The sequence below is a fragment of the Phycicoccus ginsengisoli genome (genome assembly GCF_054779295.1).
This window is the reverse complement of the sequence record NZ_BAAGYN010000010.1, coordinates 49,287-73,727: the sequence shown is the minus strand read 5'-3', so window position 1 is coordinate 73,727 and position 24,441 is coordinate 49,287. Positions and strand designations below refer to the sequence as shown.

The window sequence follows — 24,441 nt, the reverse complement described above, 5'->3', positions numbered from 1 at the left end:
TGGGTGCGGGCGGCTGGTAGAAACGGGTCATGAGTCCGCTCGAGCTCGACCGCAGTGAGTCCTGGCTGTCCCGCGAGGACCTGACGCAGCGCGGCAGCGGCTTCCCATCCTCTATGTCGACGCCGTGCCGGTGCGCGTCGACGAGCGCGGTGCCGTGACGGCCCTCGGGCTGCTGCTGCGGGCCTCCGACGGGAAGGTCAACCGCGAGCTCGTCTCCGGCCGGGTGCTCTACCACGAGCGGGTGCGCGACGCGCTGATCCGTCACCTGGAGAAGGACCTCGGCCCGATGGCCCTGCCCCGGGTCCCGGCCAGCCCCCAGCCCTTCACCGTGGCCGAGTACTTCCCCACCCCCGGCGTCACGCCGTTCCACGACTCGCGCCAGCACGCCGTCTCGCTGGCCTTCGTGGTGCCCGTCGCGGGCGACTGCCAGCCCCAGCAGGACGCGCTCGACCTTGCCTGGCTCAGCCCCGAGGAGGCCCTGCAGCCGTCGGTCGTCGAGGAGATGGCCGGTGGCCACGGGGTGCTGCTGCGCCAGGCCCTGGCCCACCTCGGGCACGCGATCTGAGCGGCCCGCAGCGGAATCCGTCCATCATCAACCGAACGGCTGAGGTGCCACACCGATGAGCCGAGGGACACTGGGTGACGTGCCGGGGGAAATCGCCACATACCTCCTCGGCGCCCAAGGGGGCGACGAGGAGGCTTTTGCGCGCCTGTACGCCGGCACGAACCCCGTGCTCGTCCGCTACCTGCGTTCGGTGGGCGTCGAGGACGCCGCAGGCGTGGCCCTCGCGACCTGGCCCACCCTGCTGAACCGGCTGCCCACCTGCCCCGCCGACGACGACGACTGGTTCGAGCTGGCCGTCGGCGCCGCGCGCGAGACGTCGCGGGCCGGCGCCTCCCCGGCTATCGGGACCTCCGCGACGCCCGGTGACTCCTTCCGGGCGCCTAGCACCTCCACGACGCACGGTGAGTCCTCGCCCGGCAACGACCCGGTCCCTTCCCATTCCCCCGCTCCGCCCCCCGGAGATGCCGTCGACCACGCGGTCGCGGTCCTGCGGGCGTGCGGTCGGGACGCCGCCGACGTGCTCGCGATGGCCCTCGTCGCCGGGCTGGGACGGGACTCCATGGCGCGGCTGACCGGCGAGGACCCGGCCGCCGTGCTCGCCCTCGTCCGCCGTGGGCAGTACCGCCTCACCGTGCCGCTCGAGGAGCTGTACGCCGCGATGGCGGCACCTGCGCGCCCGGACGAGCTCGCCGACGCGGCGGTCGTGCAGCGCCTCTTCGGTGACGACGCCGGTGCAGCCGTACCGCAGGGCCCTGCCCCGGTCGCCCTGGCCGGGGGCGGTGCAGCGGCCGCCGCCGGCGCCGCGGTCAGCCAGCCCTCCGTCGTCGACCTGCTCACCTGGCAGCCGACGGCGACGGCCGCGCCCACCATCGTGCGCCGACTGCCCCGGCCGGGCGAGTCCTCCCGTGGTGCCCGCGCCGGCGCCGGCGCAGCCGCCTGGGTGATCGCCCTCGGCGGCGTCGGTGCCGCCGCGGCGATGAGCGGCTTGCTGCCGGCCGTCGTCGACAACCTCTTCCGCGGGCCCGGCGCCGGGCCCGTCGTCACCGCCCAGGGGCCTGTCGTGCCGGGGCCGAGTGTCTCCGGGGAGGGCCCGGCGGTGACTCCCCCCGGCGTCGGACCCGTGGGCCCGGGCACCCGACCCGCGACCGAGCCCGGGCAACCGCCCGTCGGGGGCGGGACGGTGGAGCCGGTGGCGCTGCCCGGTTCGGGCAGCGGCGGCCTCGTGGTGATCAGTACGGCCGCCCTCACCACCCCGGCCGACGCACGCAACCCCACCGTGCCCTCCGGGGGCTCCACGAAGCCCGGTTCGCCGAGCACTCCCCCGCCCGCCACCGGGGGCGGCACCGTGGTCGGGGGCGGCACCGTGGTCGGGGGCGGCACCGTGACCGGGTCGGGGCGGGGTTCGGTCCGGGGCCAGGGCGGCACGACGACCAAGGCCCAGAGCAAGGCCGTGAAGGCCCAGGCCAAGGCCGCTGCCGCTCAGGCCCGGGCGCAGGCCAAGGCGGCCAAGGCGGCCGCGAAGGCCAGGGCAGCGCAGGCGAAGGCCGCGAAGGCGAGCGCCGTCAAGGCCAAGGCCGCGAAGGAGAAGGCCGCCAAGGCGAACGCTGCCAAGGCCACGGTGGCGAAGGCTGCCAAGGGTGCGACCACCAAGGGCAAGGCCACCAAGAAGGCCTGAGTCGGTCAGCGGGCCGAGCGTCGGGCCCGCCGGTCCGCCACGTCCATGGCGTCCGCCTCGGCCAGGGTGGGCGCGGTGCCACCGAGCCGCGCGGGCAGCAGGTCACGCTCGGCGTCCGGCCACGCGGGGTACGCGCGCTGGTCCGCCTCGAGCTGGGCCTGCATGCGGTCCTTGACCCGTGCCGTCGCCTCGGCGGCGTCCTCCTCGGGGGACACTGAGACGGGCTCCCCCACCGTGATGAACAGCGGGACGTGGTGGCGCCCCATCCGCTTCGGGCGGCCCTTGGTCCAGATCCGCTGGGAGCCCCAAATCGTCACGGGCAGCACCGGGACCCCGGCCTGCTGCGCCAGCCGCACCGCCCCCGACTTGAACTCCTTGAGCTCGAACGAGCGGCTGATCGTCGCCTCGGGGAACACCCCCACGATCTCGCCGGCGCGCAGCGCCGCCAGGGCGGTCCCGAAGGACTCCTGCCCGGCCTCCCGGTCGACGGGGATGTGGTGCATCCCCGTCATGAGCGGGCGGGCCACCGGGTTGCCCCAGATCGACTTCTTCGCCATGAACCGCACGAGGCGTCCGGCCTCGACACCGGCCAGGCCGGCATACGTGAAGTCGAAGTAACCCGTGTGGTTGATGACCATCACGGCCCCGCCGGTGCGCGGCACGTGGTCCAGCCCGCGGAGGCGGATCTTCAGCCCCTGGAAGGCGAACAACGCGCGGGCGACACCGATCACTGACGAGTAGACCGGCTCCATGGCCACAGCCTAGGGGTCAGCCGTGGCGCGACGGCGTCCAGGCCACCTGCACGACGTTGTTGCCTGTCTCACGTGAGACGAGCCGACCACGACCCGGGACCGCCGGCACCGGCTTGACGTTGCCGATGAGCGGCCCCTCGTCCGGGCTCCCGGAGAGCAGGATGCCGGGGCTGGCGAGGTCGCGCAGGGTCTGCATCACCGACTCGTACGACGCGCGGCTGGCCCCCCCGGTCCGGCGGGTGACGACGAGGTGCAGGCCGACGTCGCCCGCCTGGGCCAGCAGCGGCACGAGGGCTGCCAGCGGGCTGCCCGCCGACGTCACCACCAGGTCGTAGTCGTCGACGAGGACGAAGACCTCTGCGCCCGTCCACCAGTTGCGGTTGCGCAGCTGCTCCGGCGTGACGTCCGGCCCGGGGAGGCGGGAGCGCAGGTAGGCCGCGAGCTCGGGGATGTTCTGCGCCACCTGGTCCTCGGTGGTGAAGTACTCGCGCAGGTACTCGTCGGGGATCTCGCCCAGCAGGCCGCGGCGGTAGTCGACCGCGAAGATCTGTGCCTCCTGCGGGGTGTACAGCCGCATGACCTCGCTGGCGTAGGTGCGCAGCATGGCGGTCTTGCCCGAGTCGCTGTCGCCGAAGAGGTAGAGGTGCGGTTCCTCCGTGGGGTCCACGCCGATGGGCGCCAGGTTGCCCTCGTCGATGCCCAGCAGGATGCGCCGGTCCGCGGGTCGCGTCTGGGCGCGCACCTGCTCGAGGTCGATCCGGTCGGGCAGCAGCCGCAGCTTGGGACCGGTCGGCCCCTGCCACGCGGCGTTGACCCGCTCGACGAGGTCGTCGACACCGGCGCCGAGGCTGCCTGCGTCGCCGCTGCCGTCGATGCGCGGGATCCCGGCGAGAAAGTGGTGCCGGGTCGCCTCGATGCCGCGCCCGGGACGGCCTTTGGGCACGTTGGCCGCGAGCTTGCGGTCGATCTCGGAGTCGCTGGTGTCGCCGAGCCGCAGCTCCAGCCGGGTGCCGAAGACGTCCTTGACCGCGCTGCGGAAGTCCATCCAGCGGTTGCTCGTGGCCACGAGGTGCAGGCCGAAGGTCAGGCCGCGACCGGCCAGCTCCTGGATCTGAAGCTCGAGCTCGTCGAACTCGGCTCGCAGGGTCGGCCAGCCGTCGACCACGAGGAACACGTCGCCGTATCCGTCGTCGGCGAGCCCTTCGGCCCGGCGGCGGCGGTAGGTCTCGATCGAGTCGATGCCCTGGGCCCGGAAGTACGCCTCGCGCTTGTCGACGATGCCGCGCAGCTCGGCGAACATGCGGCGCACCACGTCCGGCTCGTTGCGGCTGGCCACCCCCGCGACGTGGGCCAGCTTGACCAGGGGCGAGAACGTGCCGCCGCCGAAGTCCATGACGTAGAACTGCGACTCGAGCGGCGTGGTGGTGAGGGCGAGGGCGCTGACCAGGGTGCGCGCGAGCGTGCTCTTGCCGCTGCGCGGTCCACCGACGATCGCGACGTGGCCGGCGGCGCCCCCGAGGGCCACGGACAGCACGTCACGGCGCTGCTCGAGCGGCCGGTCCACGATCCCGAGCGGGACGACGAGGGAGCCCGCCGCACGCCACGAGCGCGAGACGAGGCCGAGCCGGTCGTCGGTCGCGAGGTCGCCGAAGAGGCGGTCGAGGGAGTCCGGGACGTCCAGCGGCGGCAGCCAGACCTGGTGGGCGGGCCGGCCCTTGCCGCGCATCGCGGCCACGGCGATGTCGAACGTGGCGCGGTCCTCGCGGGGACCCTCGTCGAGGACCGGGGCCTCGGTCTGGGTGCTCAACCGCAGCACGGGCGCGGCGGAGAAGGGGACGATCTCGCCAGTCGTCCCGGTGTTGCCCGTGTGGGCGCGGCGTCGGGCCGGGGGTGGCCCGGAGACGTAGGCGGCCTTGAACTTCAGCAGGGTCGTCTGGTCCGGCTTGAGGAAACCCAGGCCCGGCACCGCCGGCAGCTCGTACGCGTCGGGCACGCCGATCACGGTCCGCGACTCCGAGGCCGAGAACGTGCGCAGGCCGATGCGGTACGACAGGTGCGACTCCAGGCCGCGCAGCCGCCCCTCCTCCAGCCGCTGCGAGGCCAGCAGCAGGTGCATCGACAGCGACCGGCCGAGCCGGCCGATCGCCACGAACAGCTCGACGAACTCGGGCCGGGCGGCGAGCAGCTCGGAGAACTCGTCGGCGACGATGACCAGGGCCGGCAGCGGCTCGAGGTCGGCCCCGGCCGCCCTGGCCTTCTCGTAGTCGGTGACGTTGGCGAAGTTGCCCGCCGCGCGCAGCAGCTCCTGGCGGCGCACCATCTCGCCGTGCAGCGCGTCCTGCATGCGGTCGACGAGGCTGAGCTCCTGGCCGAGGTTGGTGATGACGGCCGAGACGTGCGGCATGTCGGCCATGCCGGCGAACGTCGCACCACCCTTGAAGTCGACGAGGACGAAGTTCAGCGCCTCGGAGGAGTGGGTCATCGCGAGGGCAAGCACGAGCGTGCGCAGCACCTCGGACTTGCCCGAGCCGGTGGCGCCGATCACCAGGCCGTGCGGGCCCATGCCCTGCTGGGCCGACTCCTTGATGTCGAGCGAGACCACCTGCCCCTGCGCGCCCACCCCGATCGGGACCCGGAGCCGGTCGCGCTGCAGCCGGGGCCGCCACGCCGCCTCCGGGTCGTAGTCGCGCACGTCGCCGAGCCCGAGCAGGTCCACGAGCTCGGTGGTGCTGGTCATGGCGTCGCGGCGCTCGGGCTCGGCACCGGCATACAGCGGCGCCAGCCGGCGCGCCGCCGCCTCGGCCTGCACGAGCGACATCTGGTCGGCGAACCCGCGAGCGGGCTCGCTGGCGAGGGTGAGGATCTGCATCGGCACCCGTCCGGCCCAGGGGCCGGAGGTCGCGGCCTGGCCCAGGGCCAGGCGCATCCGGCTGTCGACCGAGAGCTCGTCCCACCGCTCCGGCAGGTGCAGCACCGTGACGCCGAGGACGCCGTCCTCGGTGACGATCGGGTTGCCCGGCGGCACCTCGCCACCGTCGACGACGACGAGCACGTGCGGCAGCGTCACGGTCTCGGAGAACCCGAACCGCGGTCGCTCGCGCAGCTCCGCGGGCAGCATCGGCTCGAGGTCGGCCAGCGACGACGCGACCATGCGCGCCGGGCCCACGCCGTCGCGCTCGCGCTGGCTGTGGGCGTGCGGCAGCCACTTGACCCACTCCCACTCCGGGAGGGCCTCGGACCCGGCGACGACCGCGACCTGGAGCTGGTCGGGCGCGTGCTGCGCGGTCACGGCCGCGATGATGCTGCGGGCCAGGGCCCGCGCGGGCTCGGCGTCACCGGTGACCTCGATGCGCGAGAAGTACGGCAGGCTCACCGATGCCGGGAGGTCGGGCTGGACGCGGTGGGTGGACAGCAGGCGGTGCAGCGCGGACGCCGCCACCGGGTCGAGCTGGGCCATCGGTGGGGTGTCCGGGGCCTCGAGGGTGATGCACAGCGGCTGGTTGGTGCGCCCGAAGCGGACCCGCAGGAAGTCGTCGTCGCCCGTCGAGCGCTCCCAGACGCGGGTGCGCTCCTCGCACAGCGCGGGCAGCGCCTCCGGGGCCGGGCTGTTCCACAGGGCCGCCGCGCGCTGGCGGTTGGCGGCCTCCCGGACCGTCTGGCGGACCTCCCCGAGGTAGGCGAGGTACTCGCGCCGCGCCTCGCTGACACCGGCCACGTGCTGCTGACGCTGCTTCCAGCCGTTGACGCCGACGAAGCCGAGCGACGCGACGAGGAACATGCCACCCGCGATGTAGCCCTTGATCCCGGGCTGGGACAGCGCCACGAAGGCGATCGACCCGACGCTGCCGAGCATCGGCACGGCATTCATCAGCAGCGAGCTCGCGCCCTCGCTCGGCGTGATCTCCGGTGGGGGCTGCAGGACGATCCGGCCGGACGGCACCTCTGGGGCCTGCTCGCGCGGCCCCCTCCGCAACGTCACTGCCATCTGGTGTGCGCCCTCCTCGACGACCGACTGTCCCCACCGCGCGGTCCACCGCCTCCCCCGAGACGGGCGGCACCCCTGCACGTGCGCGCCCAACCTACCCTCTCGCGTCAGGTGCGGCGCGCGGACGTGCGGTCCCGCCGCGGTCAGGCACTATTGTTCCCGGGAGCCGTGGGGGCAGCAGCGAGGTACGCAGCGAGGGGAGGCAGGGTGTCCGGCGAGGAGTTCGCGCACCGGGTGTCCCTGCTCGCCGACGACCGGCGGTACGACCTCGTGGCGCCGGCGAGCGCCCAGGTCGGGGACCTGCTCGCCGCCCTCGGGATCGCCCCCCGCAACAGCCCGTATGCCGTCGCCACGCCGGCGGGCCGGGTCATCGCCCTGCACGAGGTGCTCGGGGACGCCGTCCCGGAGGGCGCGCTGCTGACCGTCATCAGGGCCACGACCCACGAGGTGACCCGGGACGTCCGCAACCTCGACCCGTCCTCGGTGTCGGCCGGCGCGCGGTCGCCGGAGGGGCAGGGCGGCCGGTACGTGCCGCCCTCCGAGGCCACGATCGCGCGCACCCAGCTCTCCGAGGTCACGCGCCGCCGCGGCGACCTGCCCGTGGAGGTCGGTGGGGTGGGCGGCTCGACGGCGGCGACCGCCGCGGCCGCTCCGGAGTCCTCGGCGGGCGCGACCTCCTGGCTGCGGCCCGCGGTGCTGGCCCGGTGGGCGGCAGCGGGTGTCGCCGGCGCGGCCGCCCTCGTCCTCGGGCTGGGCGCCTTCGCCGGCCGTGCGCACGCGGGGACGACGTGGTCCGCGGTGTGCGCCGTGCTGCTCCTCGTGCCCGGGCTCGCGCTCGCCCTCGACGCCTCCGAGGAGGGCCGGCTGTCGCGGCTGGTGGCACCGGTGTTCGGCTTCGCCGCCGGACTGGCGCTCCCGGTGCCGGACTCCCCCGGTGCCGGACGGGTCGCCGTCGTCGCGGGCTGCGTCCTGGCCACCGCCCTGGCCGGAGTCTCCCGCGTCGTCGGGGGTCCCTCGGACCGCGCCTCGCGCGCCGCGATGACCGCCTTCGCCGCGGCGGGAGGCCTGTCGGTCGTCGGGATCCTCCTCGGCTGGCCGTCGTTCGCCGTGGCGGCCGTCCTCGCCGGCCTCGTGCCGACCGTCGTGCGCCTGCTGCCCTCGCTCGGCTTCGAGCTGCCCGACGAGCAGCTCGTCGACGTCGACCGGCTGGCCACCACGATCTGGACCGCGCGAGTGCAGCAGGTCCGGCGGTTCAGGCGGCTGCGCCCACGCGAGGTCGACGGCGCGTTCCACGAGGCCCGTCAGGCGGTCGCCGCGGGGACCGTGTGGAGCTGCCTGGTCGTGACGGTCGCCCTCACGGTGCTCGTCGCGACGCCCGGCCGGTCGGCCCTCGCCGCGTGGGGCGCCGTGGGGCTGTGCGCAGCGGTGACCCTCGCACTCGGGTACCAGTCCCGCGCGGTGCGGGACCGGCTGCCCCGCACCGCCATGCTCGCCGCCGCGGGCGTCGCCGCGCTGCTGGGGACGTATGCCGCCGGCGCCCGGCTCGGGGACGCCTGGGGTTTCGCGCTCCTCGCCCTCGCCACCCTGCTGGGGCTCGTCGCCGTGGGCAGTGCCGTCGCCCTGTCCCGGGGCTGGCACTCGACGCGCCTGTCGCGCCTGGCCGACCTGCTGGAGTCGTTCGCCGTCGTGCTGAGCCTGCCGCTGTCCGTCGTCGCGGCCGACGGGATCGAGGCGTTCCGGCGCCTCACCTCGGGGTGACCGGCGAGCGTTCCCGACGACGCGATCCCGACGACCCGACACTGACGGCCCCTCCTCGAAAGGCGAGTACCTCGTGACCACCACGGCGAAGAGCAAGGCCCGCGCGGGACGGCGCGAGGACGGCATGCGGTGGTGGGGGCGCGTCCTCCTCGTCCTCGTCGCGCACCTGGTCCTGCTGGCGTGCGTGTGGTGGTCGTGGCACCCCAGGCTCGGAGACCACAACACGACGCCCGGTCTCTACCCGAAGACCTTCGGCATGGCCGTGGCCTGCGGATTCCTGCTCGTCCTGCTCCAGGTGACGGACAAGATCTCGTTCAAGGGTCTCTGCGCCATGTTCCTCCTCGTACCGTTCGCGACCTTCTTCCTGCAGTACGGCGGGTACCACGTCTGGACCACCGCGGTCATGCAACCGACGAGCGACGTCACCGTGACCCGGGCCGAGCACCTGTTCAACGGCGGCTACCGGGTCCGGGTCACCGGGGCCGGTCCCGGCGAGACGGTCGCCTACTCCACCCTGGGGCGTCGCACGACCACCACGTACGAGTTCGACCGCATCCTGCCGGGCCAGACGGTGGACCTCATAACGGACCCCACGGGGTTGTCGGTCCCGATGCTGCGACCGCAGGGCTGGGCCGGCTCCGCCGACTCACAGACCTCAGCCGTCTGGGCGACCGTGACGCTCGCGTCCCTCGCCTACCTCGAGCTCATCTGCCTCTCGGCCCTCACCCGGCGACGCAGCCAGATCATGGCGGTCGACGACAAGGGCCGCTTCGGCGGGAGGTCGAAGAAGTCCCGGCGCGGGGCTGGCACCGCCTCGGATGGCGACCGGGCCGCGGAGTCCTGACCCGACCTCAGTCGACGTCCGGCAGGGGCATCCGACGGATCCGCTCCATCTGCTCCTGCATCTCCCGCAGGTTGCGTCGGGCTGCGCCGACCGAGGCCTGCAGCTCCGTGGACGGGTCCTCGGACCCCATCGCCTCCTCCTGCGCCCGCAGGACCTCCCGGGCGTTCTCGGCGGCCGTCCGACGGACGTTCTCGGCGGCCGGCGAGTCGTCGATGCCTGCGACGACGGCGGTGGTGCTGGTCTCGTCGAGGTCGATCCGGCGCTGCAGCCTCTGCCAGTCCGGGCCGAGCTCACCGCCGCGGGCCTTGCGGGCGCGCTCCTCGTCCTCCGGCTCGACCTGCGCGAGGTAGGCCTCGTGCTCCTCGATCGCCTCGCGGGTGTCGCGCTCGATGTCGGCCTGGATGCTGCGGATCTCCCCCAGCAGGGCCTGGACCTCGGCGATCGCGCGGTCTGCCTCGCTCATGTCCTCACGCTCCGAAAGTGTTCTGGGCGGCCTCGTCGATCCGCGAACCGTTGTACATCGCCAGGCCGCCGGCGACACTCGTCATCGCGAGCTTCAGCGCATGCATGACGTTGATGACCGCGTAGATGGCCTTGACGAACTTCTCGATGGCGTCGAGCACCTGGCGGATGAGGCTGATGGCCCGGTCGAACTTCTGCCAGAAGCTGCGGATGTGGATGGCGATGTCGGCCGCTCCCACCAGCCACCCCACCACCGGCACCGACGCCTCGATGATGAGCCGCTCGAGGATGTCACCGATGAACGAGATCAGCGTGCCGATCCCGAGGCACGCCGACTTGGCCACCTGGATGAGGCTGCCGGTGAGCTCACCGGTGAGCTCGCACCCCTTCGCGTACGTGCGGTAGGTGTCACCGAGGGAGTCCATCCGCCGGCGGAAGGCTGTCGCTGCTTCGCCCTCCCACACGTCGGCGGTGCCGGCGTCGAGGGCTGTGAAGTTCTCGCCGACCGCGGCGCAGATCTTCCCTGCGTCACCCCACCCCTGCTGCGCCACGCCCATCAGGCCCCAGTCACCGCACAGCGGCTTGACCAGCTCGAGCATGGGGTCGGTGCCGAAGGCCTCCCGGCAGAAGCCGAGGAGGTGGCCGATGAGGAAGCCACAGCTGGACTCGAAGTCCTTGGCGAACTCATCGTCCGACGCGACGGCCACGCACTGCGTGGCGTAGGCAGAGGGGTCGACCTTCTCGTAGACGCTCACCAGGTGCCTCCCTTGTGGTTCTTGGCCCAGGTGACGCCGCCGTCGTTCTTCGGGCCGTCCACGGCGGCGTCCACCCGCTGCGTCTGGTCGACGGTGTCGCCGAGCCGGCCCGCGGCGTCGACCAGGTCCTTGCCCTCGCTGAGGAGGGCAGTGGGGGCCTGCAGCCCCTTGCTGAACGTGTCCAGGCGGCCGGCGTCGGACGCGGTGAACGCTCCCGCGGCAGGGGCCCGCGAGGCGGAGTCGTTGTCCAGGAGAGGGTGCCTGCGCGCGAAGTCCTGGCCGCGCGTGTAGTAGTCCCGCTCACGGTTGCGCAGGTACGTGCCGAGCTCCGTCGGGGACATGCCGTCGATCCTCTTCGTCAGGGCGTTGAACTGTCTGTCGAGCCCGCGCTGGATCCAGTACTTGGGGTCGGTGCGCTGGGTCGCGTCGAAGTTGCGCTGCTGGATGCGCCAGAGCTCCCTGGGGTTCTGCCACCCCGGCTTGGACAAGTGCGTGGCGTTCTCGACCCAGTTCTTCCACTGCTTCATGCCGTCGAGGAACGGGCCGCCGGTGGGCTTGGGCAGGCCCGTCCCCACGGGCGCGCCGGTGCGCACCGTGCCTCCCGCGGGGGCTTGGTACGGCGGCAGGTTGGTGCCCTTCCTCGCCATGGCCTCGTACGCGGCCCGGTCCCGCGCGATGAACTCCTTGCGGGTGCCGTTCGTCAGCGTGGCGCACGTGTCGGCGATGGTCGAGCCGTTCGCCATGCCGCGGCTCCCCGCCTCGTAGGCGCGCGCGTAGTGGCCCTCCAGCAGGCCCAGGACGCCGGTGAAGGCGCCACTGGCCCGGCAGGTGGACTGCACGACCCTGCCCGCGAGGTCCATGTGCGTCTTCTGCCGGTCCAGGACCTGCTCGACGAGGTCCAGCTGTGCGATCTCGACCTTGATCTTCGGTGCCACGGTGGTTCCCCCCTCTCGGTGCGGCTACTCCCAGACGGAGTCGCTCGCCTCAGCGTCGTCGTACCAGTTCTCCTCGTCCTCGTGGGTGAGGAAGTCCTTGCCCTTCTTCTTGTCGCCGCTGCCACCGGCGCCACCGGCGCCGCCGCCCCCGCCGGCGACCGCGCTGCTGCCGCGGCTGCCCGCGCCCTGGCCGGAGGCCACCGCCGTGGACCCTCCTGAGCCGGTGCCGCGACCGGACGCGCCGTCGAGCTTGGGGACGCCGTACTTGCCCCCGGCCGAGGCCCCGCGGACCGACGAGCCGCCCCCGGATCCGGCACCGCCCCCACCTGCGGGGACCATGCCCCCGCTCCGTCCGCCGGCCGCCCCGGCGGCTCCCGTGGTGCCGCCACCCGACGCGCTGCCCCCGGGCACCGCCGCGGTGCCGGTGAGGTTGCCCAGGGCGCCACGGGCCGATCCGCCGGCCGCGCGGCTCAGCCCGGACAGGGAGCCACCTGCCTCGCGGCCGAGCCCTGACAGGAGGCCGCCCGCGGAGCCACCGGCACCACGGACCAGGCCGGCGGCGCCTCCCGCGACCATGCCGATCCCGCCGACCGCGCCGGCCAGCCCGCCGACGCCACCGAGGGAGGGGCCGCCGAGGTTGCCGCTCGAGCCGGTCGTGCCACTGACGCCGGTGAAGCCGGGAACCGTCCCGGACACCACCCCGTCTGCCGTCGTGCCCGAGTCGTCGATGAGGCCGCTCGTGGTGACCGTGGTGGGGATGGTCGGGTCGATGCCGGGGTGGTACACGCCGCCCGACGGGACGAAGCCGCTCGTGGAGCCGACCGTGGGGACGGCGCCGGTGTGGCCCCCGGAGTACCCGGTCGGGGTGCTCCCCCCGCCGGTCGGGGTGCTCCCCCCGCCCCCACCAGTGGGCAGGTTCGAGCCCCCGTCCTTGCGGTGCGGGGTCGCGTCGATCGGCAGCTCGGTCGTCGCAGTCGCCATGTCGGTGCTGAGCTGGCGGAGCGCGGCGGCCGCCGCGGCCTCGCGCTGCTGCTGCTGGTGGGCGACCGCCGCGTCGTAGGCGGCCTGGTCGAACTTCTTGCCCACCGGCTCGGTGCTGCCCGGCTCCAGGCCCGTCTGGCGCACGTAGCCGCTGCGGTCGGGACTCGTGTCGACCGTCTCGACCGTGGTGGCCAGCGCCGTCTGCGCCGCCGACACCGCGCCGTCTGCGACGTCGAGGGCCGCCTTGACCTGGCGCAGGGCCTTGGCGTGCTCGCCCAGGCTGGTCGTGAGCCGGTCCATGGCCGCGAACGCCGCGTCGGCGCCCTCGCCCTCCCAGTCCAGGCCGAGGTCGTTCTTGGTGCTCTTGACACTCGTGATCAGGGTGTCGATCCGGGCGGCGGCAGCCTCCCAGTCCTCACCCTGCGCCTTGATGTCGGACGCCGCGTCGCGGATCTTCGCGAGCTCGCTCTCCTTGGGTCCCACTGTCAGCTCCCCTCCCCTGGTTGTGCGGCCGGACGCGTGCCCGAGCCCCTGCGCATGAACGTGAAGGCACCACCCGCGAGGAGCAGCACCAGGACCGCCACCGCAACAAAGACCCAGACCGGGATGCCTGCCGAGCTCGAGGAGACGGGCCCCGTGGACCCGCCCGCCGAGCCGCCTGAGGGACGTGGGGCCGCAGTCGCGGTCGGTGTCAAAGTGGTCGTCGTCGACGACGACGACGAGCCGGAACCGGTGAGCAGGCGTCCGGCGGCGATCTCCTGGGGCGTGGGCCCGTCGATGGACTGGTCCCGTACGAGCGGGTTGACGTCGGGGTACGTGGTCGGGTCCACCGTCATGAGGTCGGCGGCGTCGAAGATCCCCCAGCCGTAGCCCGTCCGCGACGCATCGACGATCTTAGGGAACCCGCTGCCCTCGCGGCGGTACCACCAGATCCAGCCCTTCTTGCCGGTCACGCTCGTGCCCTGCTTCATGCCGGGGTTGTGCACGGCCGCCTGGAGCACCTGGTTGGCGGTCGCCCTGGGGTACTTCGACCAGTACGCCGCCAGACCACCGGCGACGAGCGGGGCGGCATACGAGGATCCGTCGACAAGCATCCCCTGAGGCAGCCAGCGCCCCTGCTTGTCGTGGTTCCCGAGCGCCATGCCGACTCCGGGGGCGCAGAAACCGATGCCGTAGCCACGAGGGGTCGCCGCGAACGAGGAGATCTTCCCCTCCCGGTCGCAGGCGTTGACGGCGACCACACCGTTGTACCCGGAGGGGAGGTCGAGGACCTTGTCCCCGGTCGCGCCGACGAGGATGGCCCCGGCGTGCAGTGCCTCGGCCACGGCGCGCTTCACGTCGTCGTCCTGCCCCGGCTTCCCGTAGCTCATCGAGATGATCTTGGCGCCGTCCTTGAGCGCCTTGGTGATCGCTGCATCGGTGGTGTTGATGTGCTTCTCGTCCCCGGGCGTGCACCGCAGGTGCTCTCCGTAGCCGATGGTGTAGTGGCGCAGCGTCGCCTGGGGCGCGATTCCCCTGACCCCGGGCATGCCGTTGGCCGACGTGCCCGTGCCGACGAGCAGCTGGGCGATCTCGGTCGCGTGGTCCGCCTCCGGCCCGGTCCCGGTGCTCTCCTTCTCCCAGCAGACGCTCTCCGTGGAGGCCACTCGGCCCCGGATGTCCGCCGCCTTCGGGTCGATCACGTCGTCGAGCACCGCGATGGTGATGCCCTTGCCCGTGCCACCGGCCCGGTGCAGGTCGTCGAAGCCCATCGCCGCCGGCCACCAGGGACGCTGGACGGCCTGCGCTGCCGGCAGGGTGGCCGCCCCGCCCAGCACGGGCAGCAACCCCGTGAGCGCGCCGAGCGCGGCCACGGGGAGCAGACGGCGTAGTCGGCGTCCGGATCCGCGTTCCATCGGAGGTGGGTCTCCTTCGTCGGCCACGCGCTCAGCGCGAGGCCCTGACCTGGGTCTGGCCGTCGTCGGTCTGCGTGGTGGTCGAGGGTCCCCCGATGGAGTTGTCCGGCGGTGCGTCCACCGGGGCGACGGGGGCGTTGTCGCCGCCCTGACCGGTCGGCTGACCGCTGTCGCCCTGGTGCTCCTTGACCCGCGCCTGCAACGACTCGGCGTCCTCGGCCTCCTCGGTGCTGTTGGCCTGCTTGTTCTTGACGTCGGCGTTGAGGTCCTGGCGCGAGCCGGAGTGCGTACCGGCGAGGCCGGCGAAGACGTCACTGGCGCGGTTGTCCCGGTCCTCGAGGTGCTTGGCGACCTGGAGCAGCTTGTCCTGGTAGTCCTTGACGTCCTGCTCGACGCCCTTGAGCGTGTCCTCGTAGATCTTCTTGGCCGCCGCGTAGACGGTGCCGAACTCCTTGCAGGAGTCGATCCCGGAGAACGAGCTCGCGGTGAGGGTGGTGCTCGCGACCTTGGTGTGGCTCTCGGTCGCCTTCTCCGTCCACGTCGCACCCCGGTTGTGCGCCAGGGTGCGGATGATCTCGAAGTCCGCCTTGAGCTTGCCGTTGGTGTAGCGGTACCCGGTCGGCTTGTCCTCGTCGGGAAGTCCCATGGTCGTGCGTCCCCCTGCTGTGTGTGGTCGGTCGTCCTCGCCCAGTCCTCACGGCACGTGCCGGAGCCGAGGCCCCGGCACGACCGTGACGACTAGCCGCCGAACAGGCCGGCCGACTTCTGGTCGCCGTCCCGGTAGTCCTGGTTGCTGGTGTCGACGGCGGCGCCGATCTCAGCAAGGCGGATCTTCATGTCGGTGAGCGCCTGCGTCCACTTCTTCTTGGCCTCGTGGTAGGCGGCCTTGGCCGTACCGTCCCACTCGCTCTGCAGCGGCGCGAGCGCCGAGTCCATCTCGGCCAGCTTGGCCTCGATCTTGCCCGCGGACTGGGCGAGGTCGCCGGCCGCCTGGCTCAGTCCACCGTGGTCGACGAGCATGGTCACATCCCCCCGTACTTGTTGCTGATCGCCTGGGCCGCGTTCTCGTCCCGCTCCCGGAAGGTGCGGTCGGTCTCGCGGAGGTTGGCCTCGAACGTGTCGAGCGCCGAGATGATCTTCTTCGAGTCGTCCTTCCAGAGGTTGAAGGTGCGGTCGAAGCCCGCCGCGCCCTGCCCCTGCCACATCGACTTCAGTCCAGCCAGCCGACCCTCCAGAGCGGCGAGCTCGCCATCGAGCTGCCCCTTGTAGTCAGCGACGACTGCGGCGCCCTTTTGGAGTACGCCATCACCAGCTGCAAGCATCAGTGCCTCCCAACTTCCACGCGTCTGGCCCCCCTCGGGGCACTCGGAATCCCTGCGTCTGTCGCACGGAGCGGACCCCAAGATTCCGATCTCCCCCGAGGTCCGGTGCCCGACATTAGCAACGATGTCCGAAGTGCGACATGGGGAGCACTCCCCTCTATGCTGCGTTCGACCGTGGGGTGGCTCAGGGTCGATTCGTCCATCGGGAGGGGACTCGTGACGCAGGCGAGCACGTCCGCATCGCTCATCCGCGTGTCGGTGACCGCGGGAACGCGCCGGGCGGACCTGGGGGTCCCCGGTGGCATCCCGGTCGCCGAGCTGCTGCCGGAGCTGGCTCGCGAGCTCGGGCAGCTCGACCCCGCGACGGCCAGCCGCGGCTTCCGCCTGGTGCGCCACGACGGCCTGGCCGTCGAGCCCGACCGGAGCCTCGCGGCGCAGGGCGTGGAGGACGGCTTCGTCCTGGCCCTCGAGCCGGCCGGCGACCCGGTCGAGCTCAAGGTCTACGACGACGTCGTCGAGGCCGTGGCCGACCTGGTCGAGTCCTCCTTCGCTCCGTGGACCCCCGAGCACAGCGCCCGCACCGCCCTCGGCGCCGCCGTCGTCCTGTTCCTGTCCGGCGCGGTCGCGCTGTTCACGGCGCGCACCCACGGCGCCCTCGTGGTCGGCCTCGCGGCCGTGGTCGCCGTCCTGCTGGTCGTCGCCGCCGCGGTCCTCTCGCGCGCGCGGCGCGAGGCCGTGCCGGGTGCCGCCCTGGCCGTCACCGCAGGGGTCTACGCGGCCGTGGCCGGCTTCGCCGTGAGCACCGACGGCACGATCTGGGGGCTGCCCCTGCTGTATGCCGGCGCCACCACGGCCGTGGTCGGCGTCGCCGGCGCGCTCGTCGTCACGGCCCACCGTCCCGTCGTGGGGGCGGTGGCCGTGGTCGGGCTCGCGATGGCCGTGACCGGGACCCTCGTCCACTTCGCGCAGTGGTCGGTGGGCTCCGTCGCCGGCTGCGTCCTCGCCGTGGCCGTCCTGGCGGGCGGCCTGTTGCCGTGGTTCGCGCTCTCCTCCAGCCGGCTCACGACGCACCCGCCCCGGACCGAGGGCGAGATCTTCGCGGACCCGCCCCCGGTCGACAACCGGGCTGTGCGGCGCCAGGTCCTCGCCGGCCACGACCTCATGCTCGGGCTCTCCGTCGCCACCGGGGCGGTGGCCCTGCTCGCAGCGCCCTTCGCCGCGGCGACCGGCGTCCTCGGGACCGTCCTGGGTGCCGTCGGTTTCGTGGCCGTCCTCCTGCGCACGCGCCACAGCCGCACCCGGGCCACCGTGCTGGTGGCCATGGTCGCCGGTGTCACGGGGCTGGCCGTCGTGGGCGTCGCGGCTGCCGTCACCCACCCCGGTTGGCGCTCGCTGCTCGGCGTGGGGATGGCCGCAGCCGCCGCCCTCGTCGTCGCGCTCGCCCTCATCGCACCGAGGGCGCGGGTCCGCCTGGGCAGGGCAGCCGACGCCGTCGACGGCGCCTGCCTGGTCGCCGTGCTCCCGCTCGCCGTCGCCGCAGCCGGGGTGTTCTGACCCGGTTCGCTCCCTGGCGTGCAGATCGCGAGGGACGTCCCCTATGCTCTGACCCGCCCGGCGTCCTCGTGACGCGGGAGCCGGGGGAGCACCAGAAGTCGGAACCGTCCAGGGGGGACATCTCATCGTGAGCACCATCCGTCGTGCGTCCGCACTCACCGCCGCAGCGCTGCTCGGGGCAGGCCTGCTCGCCATCGGCCAACAGTCGGCGCAGGCCGAGGACCTGCTGCCGACCTCCAGTCCTACGACCGGGTTGGCCGTCGCAGCCGACGCACCCGGCGTGCAGGCAGACCTGCCCGACGCGGTCTGCACGGCGGTCCCGCTCCCCGACCCCCTGCCGCTGATCTGCGACGCGTCGCCGACCACCGTGGTGCCCGACCCGACCACGAGCACCGACACGTCGACGACCGGGACGACCGATCCCACGGACGCACCCACAGACGAGCCCACCACGCCGCCGACGAGCATCACGCCCACGGTTCCCACCACGACCACCTCGACCACCGGCAACGGCGGTGGGAACGGCAACGGCAACGGTGGCGGTGCCGGCACCGGCACCGGCAACAACCCTGGCACGCCCGGCACCGGCACCGGTGGCAGCAGCATCCCGACCGGCACGCTCGGCACCGAGCCGGTCGCGGTCGAGGGCAACGTCGGCCGGGGTGACTGCGGCCTGTTCTGCGCCGGCTCCTACGCCGAGGCCACCGCCACCGCGAGCACGGCCCGGTCGAACGCAGCCGGGTCCTTCGCCGGAGCAGCCAGCGACCCGGCCGCGGCCGCGCCGGCCGTCCTGGCTCGCACCGGCTCGCCGCTCGGGTCGATGACCACCCTGGCCGGCGTGCTCCTGCTCGCGGGCGCCCTCGCCCTGGCGGGCCGGCAGCGTCTCGCCCCGGCATACCGTCGGCGGCACTGACCCCCGCACCCCCACGCCGCCGCCCCGTAGGGTGGCCGTCGACCCAGCACCCAGCAGGAGAGGCAGGACCCGGTGGCAACCAAGAAGGATCTGGTCGAAGCCCAGGCCTTCAGCCGCCGCAGGTTGGCCACCGCCTTCGTGGCCGGCGCGCCCGGGGGGCGCGAGGTGGAGCCGCAGCGTCCGTGGCGGGCGATCATCGGCGGCCTCGCGGTCACCGCGCTCGTGGCCGTGGGCGGGCTCGTCACCGGGGTGCTCAACCCGGGCCTGCCGTCAGGGTGGGACGACAACCGGCTGGTGATCGCCAAGAAGAGCGGTGCCCGGTACGTCGCCATCAAGAAGACGCTCTACCCGGTCATCAACACCACCAGCGCCCGGTTGCTCATCCCCGCCGACGAGTTCAAGGTCGTGACCGTCAACGACGACAAGATCGCCACGACACCGCGGGGCGCGGCCATCGGGATCCTGGGGGCCCCGGACTCGCTCACCCCGCCGGGCCGGCTCTCGCGCAGCGGCTGGGTCTCGTGCGTCTCCCAGTCCGGCGCCCAGCGCACCGTCGTCGGGCAGCGTGCCGCGAGCACCCCCGCCACCGGCAGCGCTGCCGTCGTCCGCACGGCCCAGGGCCTCTTCGTCGTCACCGGCGGCTTCCGGCTACCGGTCAAGGCCGACGAGGCAGCCGCCGTCCTGCGCCAGCTGCGCCTCGAGTCGGTCACGCCGGTCCCCGCTCCCGCTGCCTGGACCAGCCTGTTCGCCCAGGGGCCGACCCTGGGGGCGCTGCGGATCCCCGACGCCGGGAAGGCGCGCCCTGGGCTGCCGCCGGGGGCCGTCGTCGGCTCGGTGCTCGCCGTCAAGGACACGGGGACCTCGACCCCACGCCGGTACGTCGTCCTCACGACCGGCGAGCTCGCCGTGCTGCCGCCCTTCGCCTACGCCCTCTACCAGCTCGGCTCGGGGCGCACCGTGGGGGCCGACATCCAGGTCACCCCGGCGGAGATCGCGGGCCTGCGGACCACCGACCGGCAGGTGGTGCCGGCGCAGTGGCCCGAGCAGATCCCGCAGGCGCTCGACGCGCCGCCGTGTGCCACCCTCACGGCCGGGCCCAACACGCTGCCGACCACGACCCTGTCGAGCTCGACCACCGCCAAGGCCACCGAGGGACAGGTCACCGAGGTGGAGGCGGGGTCGGGTGCCCTGGTGCGCTCGATCGGCGACAACATCATCAACCGGGGACCGGTGCTCGTGATCGACCAGACCGCCACCGCCTACAGCGTGGTCGGGGGCGACGACGTGCTGGCCCGGCTCGGTTACGCCAAGGATGACGTCGTGCCCGTGCCGCAGGCGTGGGTCGGCCTCTTCGCCTCAGGCCCCGCGCTGAGCACCGCTGCGGCGCAGAACGCCGTCAGCACCGCGAAGAGATGACCCGGCGCCGGACCGCCGCCGCGGGCGTGCTGGGCCTCGTCCTGGGGTTGGGCGGGGCGGTCGCGACCGCTACCCCGGCCGCCGCCGCGCAGTGCGAGCCCGGGAAGGTCCAGTACGTCCCCGAGGAGCCGCCGGCCCTGCAACGCCTCAACGCCCGCTTCGCCTGGACGCTGGCCACCGGCCGCGGCGTCGTCGTCGCCGTCGTCGACTCGGGGGTCGACGCGCGCAACGCCCACTTCAAGGGGGCGCTCGTCGCCGGTCGGTCCTTCGTCCCGAAGCTGCCTGCCGACCGTGACGACCTCGGCCACGGGACCGCGGTCGCGGGCGAGATCGTGGCCCGCGGCGTGAAGGGCTCGGGCCTCGTGGGCCTGGCGCCCGAGGCGAAGGTCATGCCGGTGCGCGTCTTCTACTCCGACGACGAGACGTCCCGCAGCAAGGGGGTCGGTCCCCGTCCGGACCGGATCGCGGCCGGCATCCGGTATGCCGCGGACCACGGGGCCAAGGTCGTCAACGTCTCCATGAGCACGCCCACCGACAACGCTGGCCTGCGCGACGCCGTCGCCTACGCCACGTCCAGGGGCGCGCTCGTCGTCGCCTCGGCCGGCAACCGCAACGTCTCGGAGAACAAGAACGACTCACTGCGCTACCCCGCGGCATACCCCCAGGCCGTTGCCGTCGCCGCGGTCGACGCCTCGGACACCGTCGGCGAGGGGTCGATCCACGGTCCCCACGTCGACGTGGCCGCCCCCGGCACGCGCATCCTCACGACGTACCTCGACGCCGGGGACTGCCTGCTCGAGCAGGAGGAGGAGTCGACCAGCTTCGCCACGGCCTACGTCAGCGCCGCGGCCGCCCTGCTGGCCCAGCGGTTCCCCGACGAGGGGCCGGCCGGCTGGAAGCACCGGCTGGAGTCCACGGCCTCGCGCGACCGCCGCGACCAGCGCACGGACGCTGCCGGCTGGGGCCTCGTCCAGCCGTACGAGGCGCTGACCGCCCTGACCGACGCCAGCGTGGGGGGGCCACTGGCTCCCGGGGAGAAGCCGCGGCCGGTGGTGGCAGCGCCGGCGGAGCGGATCGACCTCAGCGCCCGACCCGACCCCCACGCCCCCGAGCGCACCGCCGCCCTGTGGTGGAGCCTGCTCGGCGGCGGTGCCGTGATCGCCCTCGCCCTGGGCGGCGCGCTGCGCGCCGGCCGGACGCGCCGGCAGGCCGCCTGAGCCACGGCCCCGGGAGGCAGCGGCTCCCGTGCCGCCGCGGGGCCTGCGCCGCCGCGGGCCAACCGGTTGGAAACGGCGCCCGCACGGATGGGAGGATTCGCTGCATGACCGACGCCCTCATGACGCCTCGCGCCGCCACGATCCCCGATCGCCCCACCATCGACGGGCTCGAGGACAAGTGGACGCAGGTATGGCGCGAGCAGGGCACCTACACGTTCGACCGCGAGGCCGCGGCCGCGGCCGGCCGCGAGAGCGTCTTCTCGATCGACACCCCTCCGCCGACGGCCTCCGGCTCGCTGCACATCGGGCACGTGTTCTCCTACACGCACACCGACTGCATGGCCCGCTACAAGCGGATGGCGGGCTTCCACGTCTTCTACCCGATCGGGTGGGACGACAACGGCCTGCCCACCGAGAAGCGCGTCCAGAACTACTACGGCGTGCGCGGTGACGCCTCGCTCCCCCACGACCCCGGCTTCACGCCCTCCCACCGCGGCGACGTCAAGAGCACCAAGGCCGCTGACGCCCAGCCGATCTCGCGGCAGAACTTCATCGAGCTGTGCGACGAGCTGACCGTCAAGGACGAGGAGGCCTTCGAGAGCCTCTTCCGCAGGCTCGGCCTCTCCTTCGACTGGGGCATCTCCTACCGCACCATCGACGACCGCTCGCGGGCGACCGCCCAGCAGGGATTCCTGCGCAACCTCGCCCGCGGCGAGGCGTACCAGTCCGAGGCGCCGGGCCTGTGGGACGTGACGTTCCAGACCGCGGTGGCGCAGGCCGAGCTCGAGGCGAAGGACTATCCCGGCCACTACCACCGGGTCGCGTTCCACCCCACCGCCGAGGGCGCCGCGCCGGTGTACATCGAGACCACGCGTCCCGAGCTCATCCCCGCCGTGGTCGCCCTCATCGCCCACCCCGACGACGAGCGGTATGCCGGCCTGTTCGGCACCACGGTCCGCTCACCGCTGTTCGGGGTCGAGGTGCCGGTGCTGGCGCACCCCGCGGCCGAGCCCGACAAGGGCGCCGGCATCGCGATGTGCTGCACCTTCGGCGACCTCACCGACGTGCTGTGGTGGCGCGAGCTGCAGCTGCCCACCCGGTCGGTCATCACGCGCAGCGGCCGGATCCAGGCGGAGGTGCCCGAGTGGCTGGTCGGCGGGCCCGGCGAGGCGCTGTTCACCGAGCAGGTCGCCGGCAAGTCCACCTTCGGCGCGCGCGAGGCGATCGTCGCGGCCCTGCGCGAGTCGGGTGACCTCGACGGCGAGCCCACGCCGACCCAGCGCAAGGCCAACTTCTACGAGCGGGGCGAGAAGCCGCTCGAGATCGTGACCTCCCGGCAGTGGTACATCCGCAACGGCGGCCGCGATGCCGAGCTCAACGCCGCCCTCATCGAGCGGGGTCGCGAGGTCGAGTGGCACCCGGCGTTCATGCGCTCGCGCTACGAGAACTGGGTGAGCGGGCTCAACGGCGACTGGCTGGTCTCGCGCCAGCGGTTCTTCGGCGTGCCGATCCCCGTCTGGTACCCCCTCGACGCGGACGGCGAGCCGGTCTACGACACCCCGCTGGTGCCGTCGGAGGACCAGCTGCCCGTGGACCCGGCCGCGCAGGCACCAGCCGGGTACGACGAGTCGCAGCGCGGCGAGCCCGGCGGCTTCGTCGGCGACCCCGACATCATGGACACCTGGGCGACCTCCTCGCTCACGCCGCAGATCGCCGGGGGCTGGCGCGGCGACGAGGCCCTCATGGACCTCGTCTTCCCCATGGACCTGCGCCCGCAGGGGCACGACATCATCCGCACCTGGCTGTTCTCCACGGTCGTGCGCTCGCACTTCGAGTTCGGCTCGGTGCCGTGGCGCAACGCCGCGCTCTCCGGGTGGATCCTGGACCCCGACCGCAAGAAGATGAGCAAGTCCAAGGGCAACGTCGTCACCCCCGAGGACGTCGTCAAGGAGCACTCCGCGGACGCCGTGCGCTACTGGGCGGCCAGCGGCCGGCTCGGGGCCGACGCGGCCTACGACACCGGCCAGATGAAGGTCGGCCGCCGGCTGGCGATCAAGGTCCTCAACGCCACCAAGTTCGCCCTGTCCTTCGGGGAGGTCGAGGGGGACCTCGCGAGCGCGGTGACCAACCGGCTGGATCGCTCGATGCTCGCCGCGCTCGGTGACGTCGTGGCCAAGGCCACCGCCGGCTTCGAGGGCTGGGACCACACCCGCGCGCTCGAGGTGACCGAGTCCTTCTTCTGGACCTTCTGCGACGACTACCTCGAGCTCGTCAAGGATCGCGCCTACGGCGGCCAGGGCGACGCCGAGGCGGCCTCGGCCAGGGCGGCGCTGCGGATCGCGCTCGACGTGCTGCTGCGCCTGTTCGCGCCGATGCTGCCGTACGTCACCGAGGAGGTCTGGTCCTGGTGGCACGACGGCTCGGTGCACCACGCCGCCTGGCCCACCACGGACGACGTGGCCGCCGGGGTGGGCGGTGACCCCGCCGTGATGACCGCGGTGGGCGAGGCACTGGCCGGCATCCGCAAGGCCAAGTCCGAGGCCAAGGTCGGCATGCGCGCCGAGGTCGCCGCCATCACCCTGGCCGGGCCGGACACGTGGGCGCAGCGGGTCCAGTCCGCCGAGGCCGACCTGCGGGCCGCGGGGCGGGTCACCGGCACCATCGGCTACGCCGAGGCGGAGACCCCCGAGGCGCGCGACGCCGAGCTGATCCCGGTGGAGAAGCCGAAGGCCTGAACCCGGCGCGCCCCGTCGGGCTGGACCGTCAGCCACGGCACGTCCCACCCGGCGATGCCGAGGCTGCGGGTGGTGAACCGAGCCTCCTCCAGCAGCGTCACCTCGCCGGTGGCGGGGTCGTAGAGGTCGAGCAGGCGGTCGCCGTCGCCGGGCAGCACCAGCGTCACGTGGCGGGGAAGGGTCGCCGAGCCGAGGTAGAGCAGGGCGGGCTCGCCGTCCGCGACGACGTCGAGCAGGCGCGCGTGCGCGGACGCCAGCCTCTCCGGGCCGAGCTGGCGCAGCGAGCGGACCTGGTAGGTCGTGCCGCGACGGGCGGCTCCGAACTCGAGTTCCTTGAGGGCGCCCCACGGCGGGGTGCCGAGGGCACGCGGCCACGGGAGGTTGAGCCTGCCGCCGGCGCCGACCAGCCGGTTGGTGCGGCGCATGACCACCCGCTCGTACGCCGCGAACCGCTCCTGCTCGGTGTCCCCCGGCGGCGCGTCCGACCGCGGACCCTCCCCCGTGGTGATCCACCGGGCGAAGTTCGGGTTGACGAGCATCCGGGCCACGGTGAGGCAGGCCGACCCGCAGGTGACGGGGCTCTGCTGGACCGGGCCGACGTCACCGTTGCGCAGCCGGTAGCCCGTGGTCATGTGTCCCATCCTTCCCGGTACGGGTGGGACCGTCCACCACGTGGC

The 24,441-nt window shown here is 73.4% G+C and carries 19 protein-coding genes and 1 pseudogene; 9 read left to right on the top strand and 11 right to left on the bottom strand.

Features of this window, described 5'->3' with window-relative positions:
* Positions 1-29 precede the first annotated feature (29 nt).
* Both ACYVDO_RS16175 and ACYVDO_RS16170 read left to right on the top strand, forming a co-directional pair.
* Positions 30-565, top strand: a pseudogene (locus ACYVDO_RS16175) (NUDIX hydrolase family protein).
* A gap of 79 nt (positions 566-644) precedes the next feature.
* The gene (locus ACYVDO_RS16170; RefSeq protein ID WP_460937760.1) at positions 645-2,240 is read left to right on the top strand and encodes a DNA polymerase III subunit gamma/tau domain-containing protein; all 1,596 of its coding nucleotides are present in this window, start codon (positions 645-647) and stop codon (positions 2,238-2,240) included.
* Positions 2,241-2,245: 5 nt separating this feature from the next.
* On the opposite strand, the gene ACYVDO_RS16165 is transcribed toward ACYVDO_RS16170, so the two are convergent.
* Both ACYVDO_RS16165 and eccCa read right to left on the bottom strand, forming a co-directional pair.
* The gene (locus ACYVDO_RS16165) at positions 2,246-2,992 is read right to left on the bottom strand and encodes a lysophospholipid acyltransferase family protein (protein WP_460937758.1); all 747 of its coding nucleotides are present in this window, start codon (positions 2,990-2,992) and stop codon (positions 2,246-2,248) included.
* Positions 2,993-3,008: 16 nt separating this feature from the next.
* On the bottom strand, positions 3,009-6,977 hold the full coding sequence (eccCa, locus tag ACYVDO_RS16160; protein ID WP_460937756.1) for a type VII secretion protein EccCa: 3,969 nt from the start codon (positions 6,975-6,977) through the stop codon (positions 3,009-3,011).
* 207 nt (positions 6,978-7,184) lie between these two features.
* Between eccCa and ACYVDO_RS16155 the strand changes: the two genes are divergently transcribed.
* Both ACYVDO_RS16155 and ACYVDO_RS16150 read left to right on the top strand, forming a co-directional pair.
* Positions 7,185-8,735, top strand: coding sequence for a ubiquitin family protein (locus ACYVDO_RS16155; RefSeq protein ID WP_460937754.1), 1,551 nt, complete (start codon positions 7,185-7,187; stop codon positions 8,733-8,735).
* Positions 8,736-8,808: 73 nt separating this feature from the next.
* Positions 8,809-9,579: a hypothetical protein gene (locus tag ACYVDO_RS16150; protein ID WP_460937752.1), complete on the top strand. Its 771-nt coding sequence runs from the start codon at positions 8,809-8,811 to the stop codon at positions 9,577-9,579.
* Positions 9,580-9,586: 7 nt separating this feature from the next.
* On the opposite strand, the gene ACYVDO_RS16145 is transcribed toward ACYVDO_RS16150, so the two are convergent.
* The 8 genes from ACYVDO_RS16145 to ACYVDO_RS16110 form a co-directional block, all read right to left on the bottom strand.
* Entirely contained in the window at positions 9,587-10,042 is a 456-nt protein-coding gene (locus tag ACYVDO_RS16145) for a hypothetical protein (protein ID WP_460937750.1), read from the bottom strand.
* A 4-nt stretch (positions 10,043-10,046) separates the two neighbouring features.
* The gene (locus ACYVDO_RS16140; RefSeq protein WP_460937748.1) at positions 10,047-10,796 is read right to left on the bottom strand and encodes a hypothetical protein; all 750 of its coding nucleotides are present in this window, start codon (positions 10,794-10,796) and stop codon (positions 10,047-10,049) included.
* On the bottom strand, positions 10,793-11,731 hold the full coding sequence (locus tag ACYVDO_RS16135) for a hypothetical protein (protein WP_460937746.1): 939 nt from the start codon (positions 11,729-11,731) through the stop codon (positions 10,793-10,795). Before ACYVDO_RS16135 ends, ACYVDO_RS16140 begins: the two co-directional genes overlap by 4 nt.
* Positions 11,732-11,755: 24 nt before the next feature.
* Complete coding sequence (locus tag ACYVDO_RS16130; RefSeq protein ID WP_460937744.1) at positions 11,756-13,195, bottom strand: WXG100 family type VII secretion target; 1,440 nt, start codon at positions 13,193-13,195, stop codon at positions 11,756-11,758.
* Between the two features lie 2 nt (positions 13,196-13,197).
* Entirely contained in the window at positions 13,198-14,607 is a 1,410-nt protein-coding gene (locus ACYVDO_RS16125) for a S8 family peptidase (RefSeq protein WP_460937742.1), read from the bottom strand.
* A gap of 31 nt (positions 14,608-14,638) precedes the next feature.
* Positions 14,639-15,253, bottom strand: a complete 615-nt coding sequence (locus ACYVDO_RS16120; RefSeq protein ID WP_460937740.1) for a hypothetical protein — start codon at positions 15,251-15,253, stop codon at positions 14,639-14,641.
* A gap of 92 nt (positions 15,254-15,345) precedes the next feature.
* Entirely contained in the window at positions 15,346-15,627 is a 282-nt protein-coding gene (locus ACYVDO_RS16115) for a WXG100 family type VII secretion target (protein WP_460937738.1), read from the bottom strand.
* Between the two features lie 2 nt (positions 15,628-15,629).
* Positions 15,630-15,929, bottom strand: coding sequence for a WXG100 family type VII secretion target (locus tag ACYVDO_RS16110; RefSeq protein WP_460937736.1), 300 nt, complete (start codon positions 15,927-15,929; stop codon positions 15,630-15,632).
* A 216-nt stretch (positions 15,930-16,145) separates the two neighbouring features.
* On the opposite strand from ACYVDO_RS16110, the gene eccD reads away from it, so the two are divergent.
* The 5 genes from eccD to valS all read left to right on the top strand — a co-directional run bounded on the left by eccD (position 16,146) and on the right by valS (position 23,764).
* Entirely contained in the window at positions 16,146-17,483 is a 1,338-nt protein-coding gene (gene eccD / locus ACYVDO_RS16105) for a type VII secretion integral membrane protein EccD (RefSeq protein WP_460937734.1), read from the top strand.
* Between the two features lie 127 nt (positions 17,484-17,610).
* On the top strand, positions 17,611-18,396 hold the full coding sequence (locus tag ACYVDO_RS16100) for a hypothetical protein (protein ID WP_460937732.1): 786 nt from the start codon (positions 17,611-17,613) through the stop codon (positions 18,394-18,396).
* Positions 18,397-18,468: 72 nt separating this feature from the next.
* Positions 18,469-19,812 carry a type VII secretion protein EccB gene (gene eccB / locus ACYVDO_RS16095; RefSeq protein ID WP_460937730.1) on the top strand — a complete coding sequence of 448 codons (1,344 nt, stop codon included), beginning with the start codon at positions 18,469-18,471 and terminating at the stop codon, positions 19,810-19,812.
* Positions 19,809-21,029 carry a S8 family serine peptidase gene (locus ACYVDO_RS16090; RefSeq protein ID WP_460937728.1) on the top strand — a complete coding sequence of 407 codons (1,221 nt, stop codon included), beginning with the start codon at positions 19,809-19,811 and terminating at the stop codon, positions 21,027-21,029. The genes eccB and ACYVDO_RS16090 overlap by 4 nt, the downstream gene beginning before the upstream one ends.
* 104 nt (positions 21,030-21,133) lie before the next feature.
* Positions 21,134-23,764: a valine--tRNA ligase gene (valS, locus tag ACYVDO_RS16085; protein ID WP_460937726.1), complete on the top strand. Its 2,631-nt coding sequence runs from the start codon at positions 21,134-21,136 to the stop codon at positions 23,762-23,764.
* On the opposite strand, the gene ACYVDO_RS16080 is transcribed toward valS, so the two are convergent.
* Entirely contained in the window at positions 23,695-24,396 is a 702-nt protein-coding gene (locus ACYVDO_RS16080) for a hypothetical protein (protein ID WP_460937724.1), read from the bottom strand. The genes valS and ACYVDO_RS16080 overlap by 70 nt on opposite strands.
* Positions 24,397-24,441 lie beyond the last annotated feature (45 nt).

Coding starts and splice junctions, on each gene's coding strand:
- ACYVDO_RS16120 (WP_460937740.1), bottom strand. CDS start 15,253: ATGGGACTTCCCGACGAGGACAAGCCGACCGGGTACCGCTACACCAAC.
- ACYVDO_RS16110 (WP_460937736.1), bottom strand. CDS start 15,929: ATGCTTGCAGCTGGTGATGGCGTACTCCAAAAGGGCGCCGCAGTCGTC.
- ACYVDO_RS16090 (WP_460937728.1), top strand. CDS start 19,809: ATGACCCGGCGCCGGACCGCCGCCGCGGGCGTGCTGGGCCTCGTCCTG.
- valS (WP_460937726.1), top strand. CDS start 21,134: ATGACCGACGCCCTCATGACGCCTCGCGCCGCCACGATCCCCGATCGC.
- ACYVDO_RS16145 (WP_460937750.1), bottom strand. CDS start 10,042: ATGAGCGAGGCAGACCGCGCGATCGCCGAGGTCCAGGCCCTGCTGGGG.
- ACYVDO_RS16125 (WP_460937742.1), bottom strand. CDS start 14,607: ATGGAACGCGGATCCGGACGCCGACTACGCCGTCTGCTCCCCGTGGCC.
- ACYVDO_RS16165 (WP_460937758.1), bottom strand. CDS start 2,992: ATGGAGCCGGTCTACTCGTCAGTGATCGGTGTCGCCCGCGCGTTGTTC.
- ACYVDO_RS16080 (WP_460937724.1), bottom strand. CDS start 24,396: ATGACCACGGGCTACCGGCTGCGCAACGGTGACGTCGGCCCGGTCCAG.
- ACYVDO_RS16115 (WP_460937738.1), bottom strand. CDS start 15,627: ATGCTCGTCGACCACGGTGGACTGAGCCAGGCGGCCGGCGACCTCGCC.
- eccCa (WP_460937756.1), bottom strand. CDS start 6,977: ATGGCAGTGACGTTGCGGAGGGGGCCGCGCGAGCAGGCCCCAGAGGTG.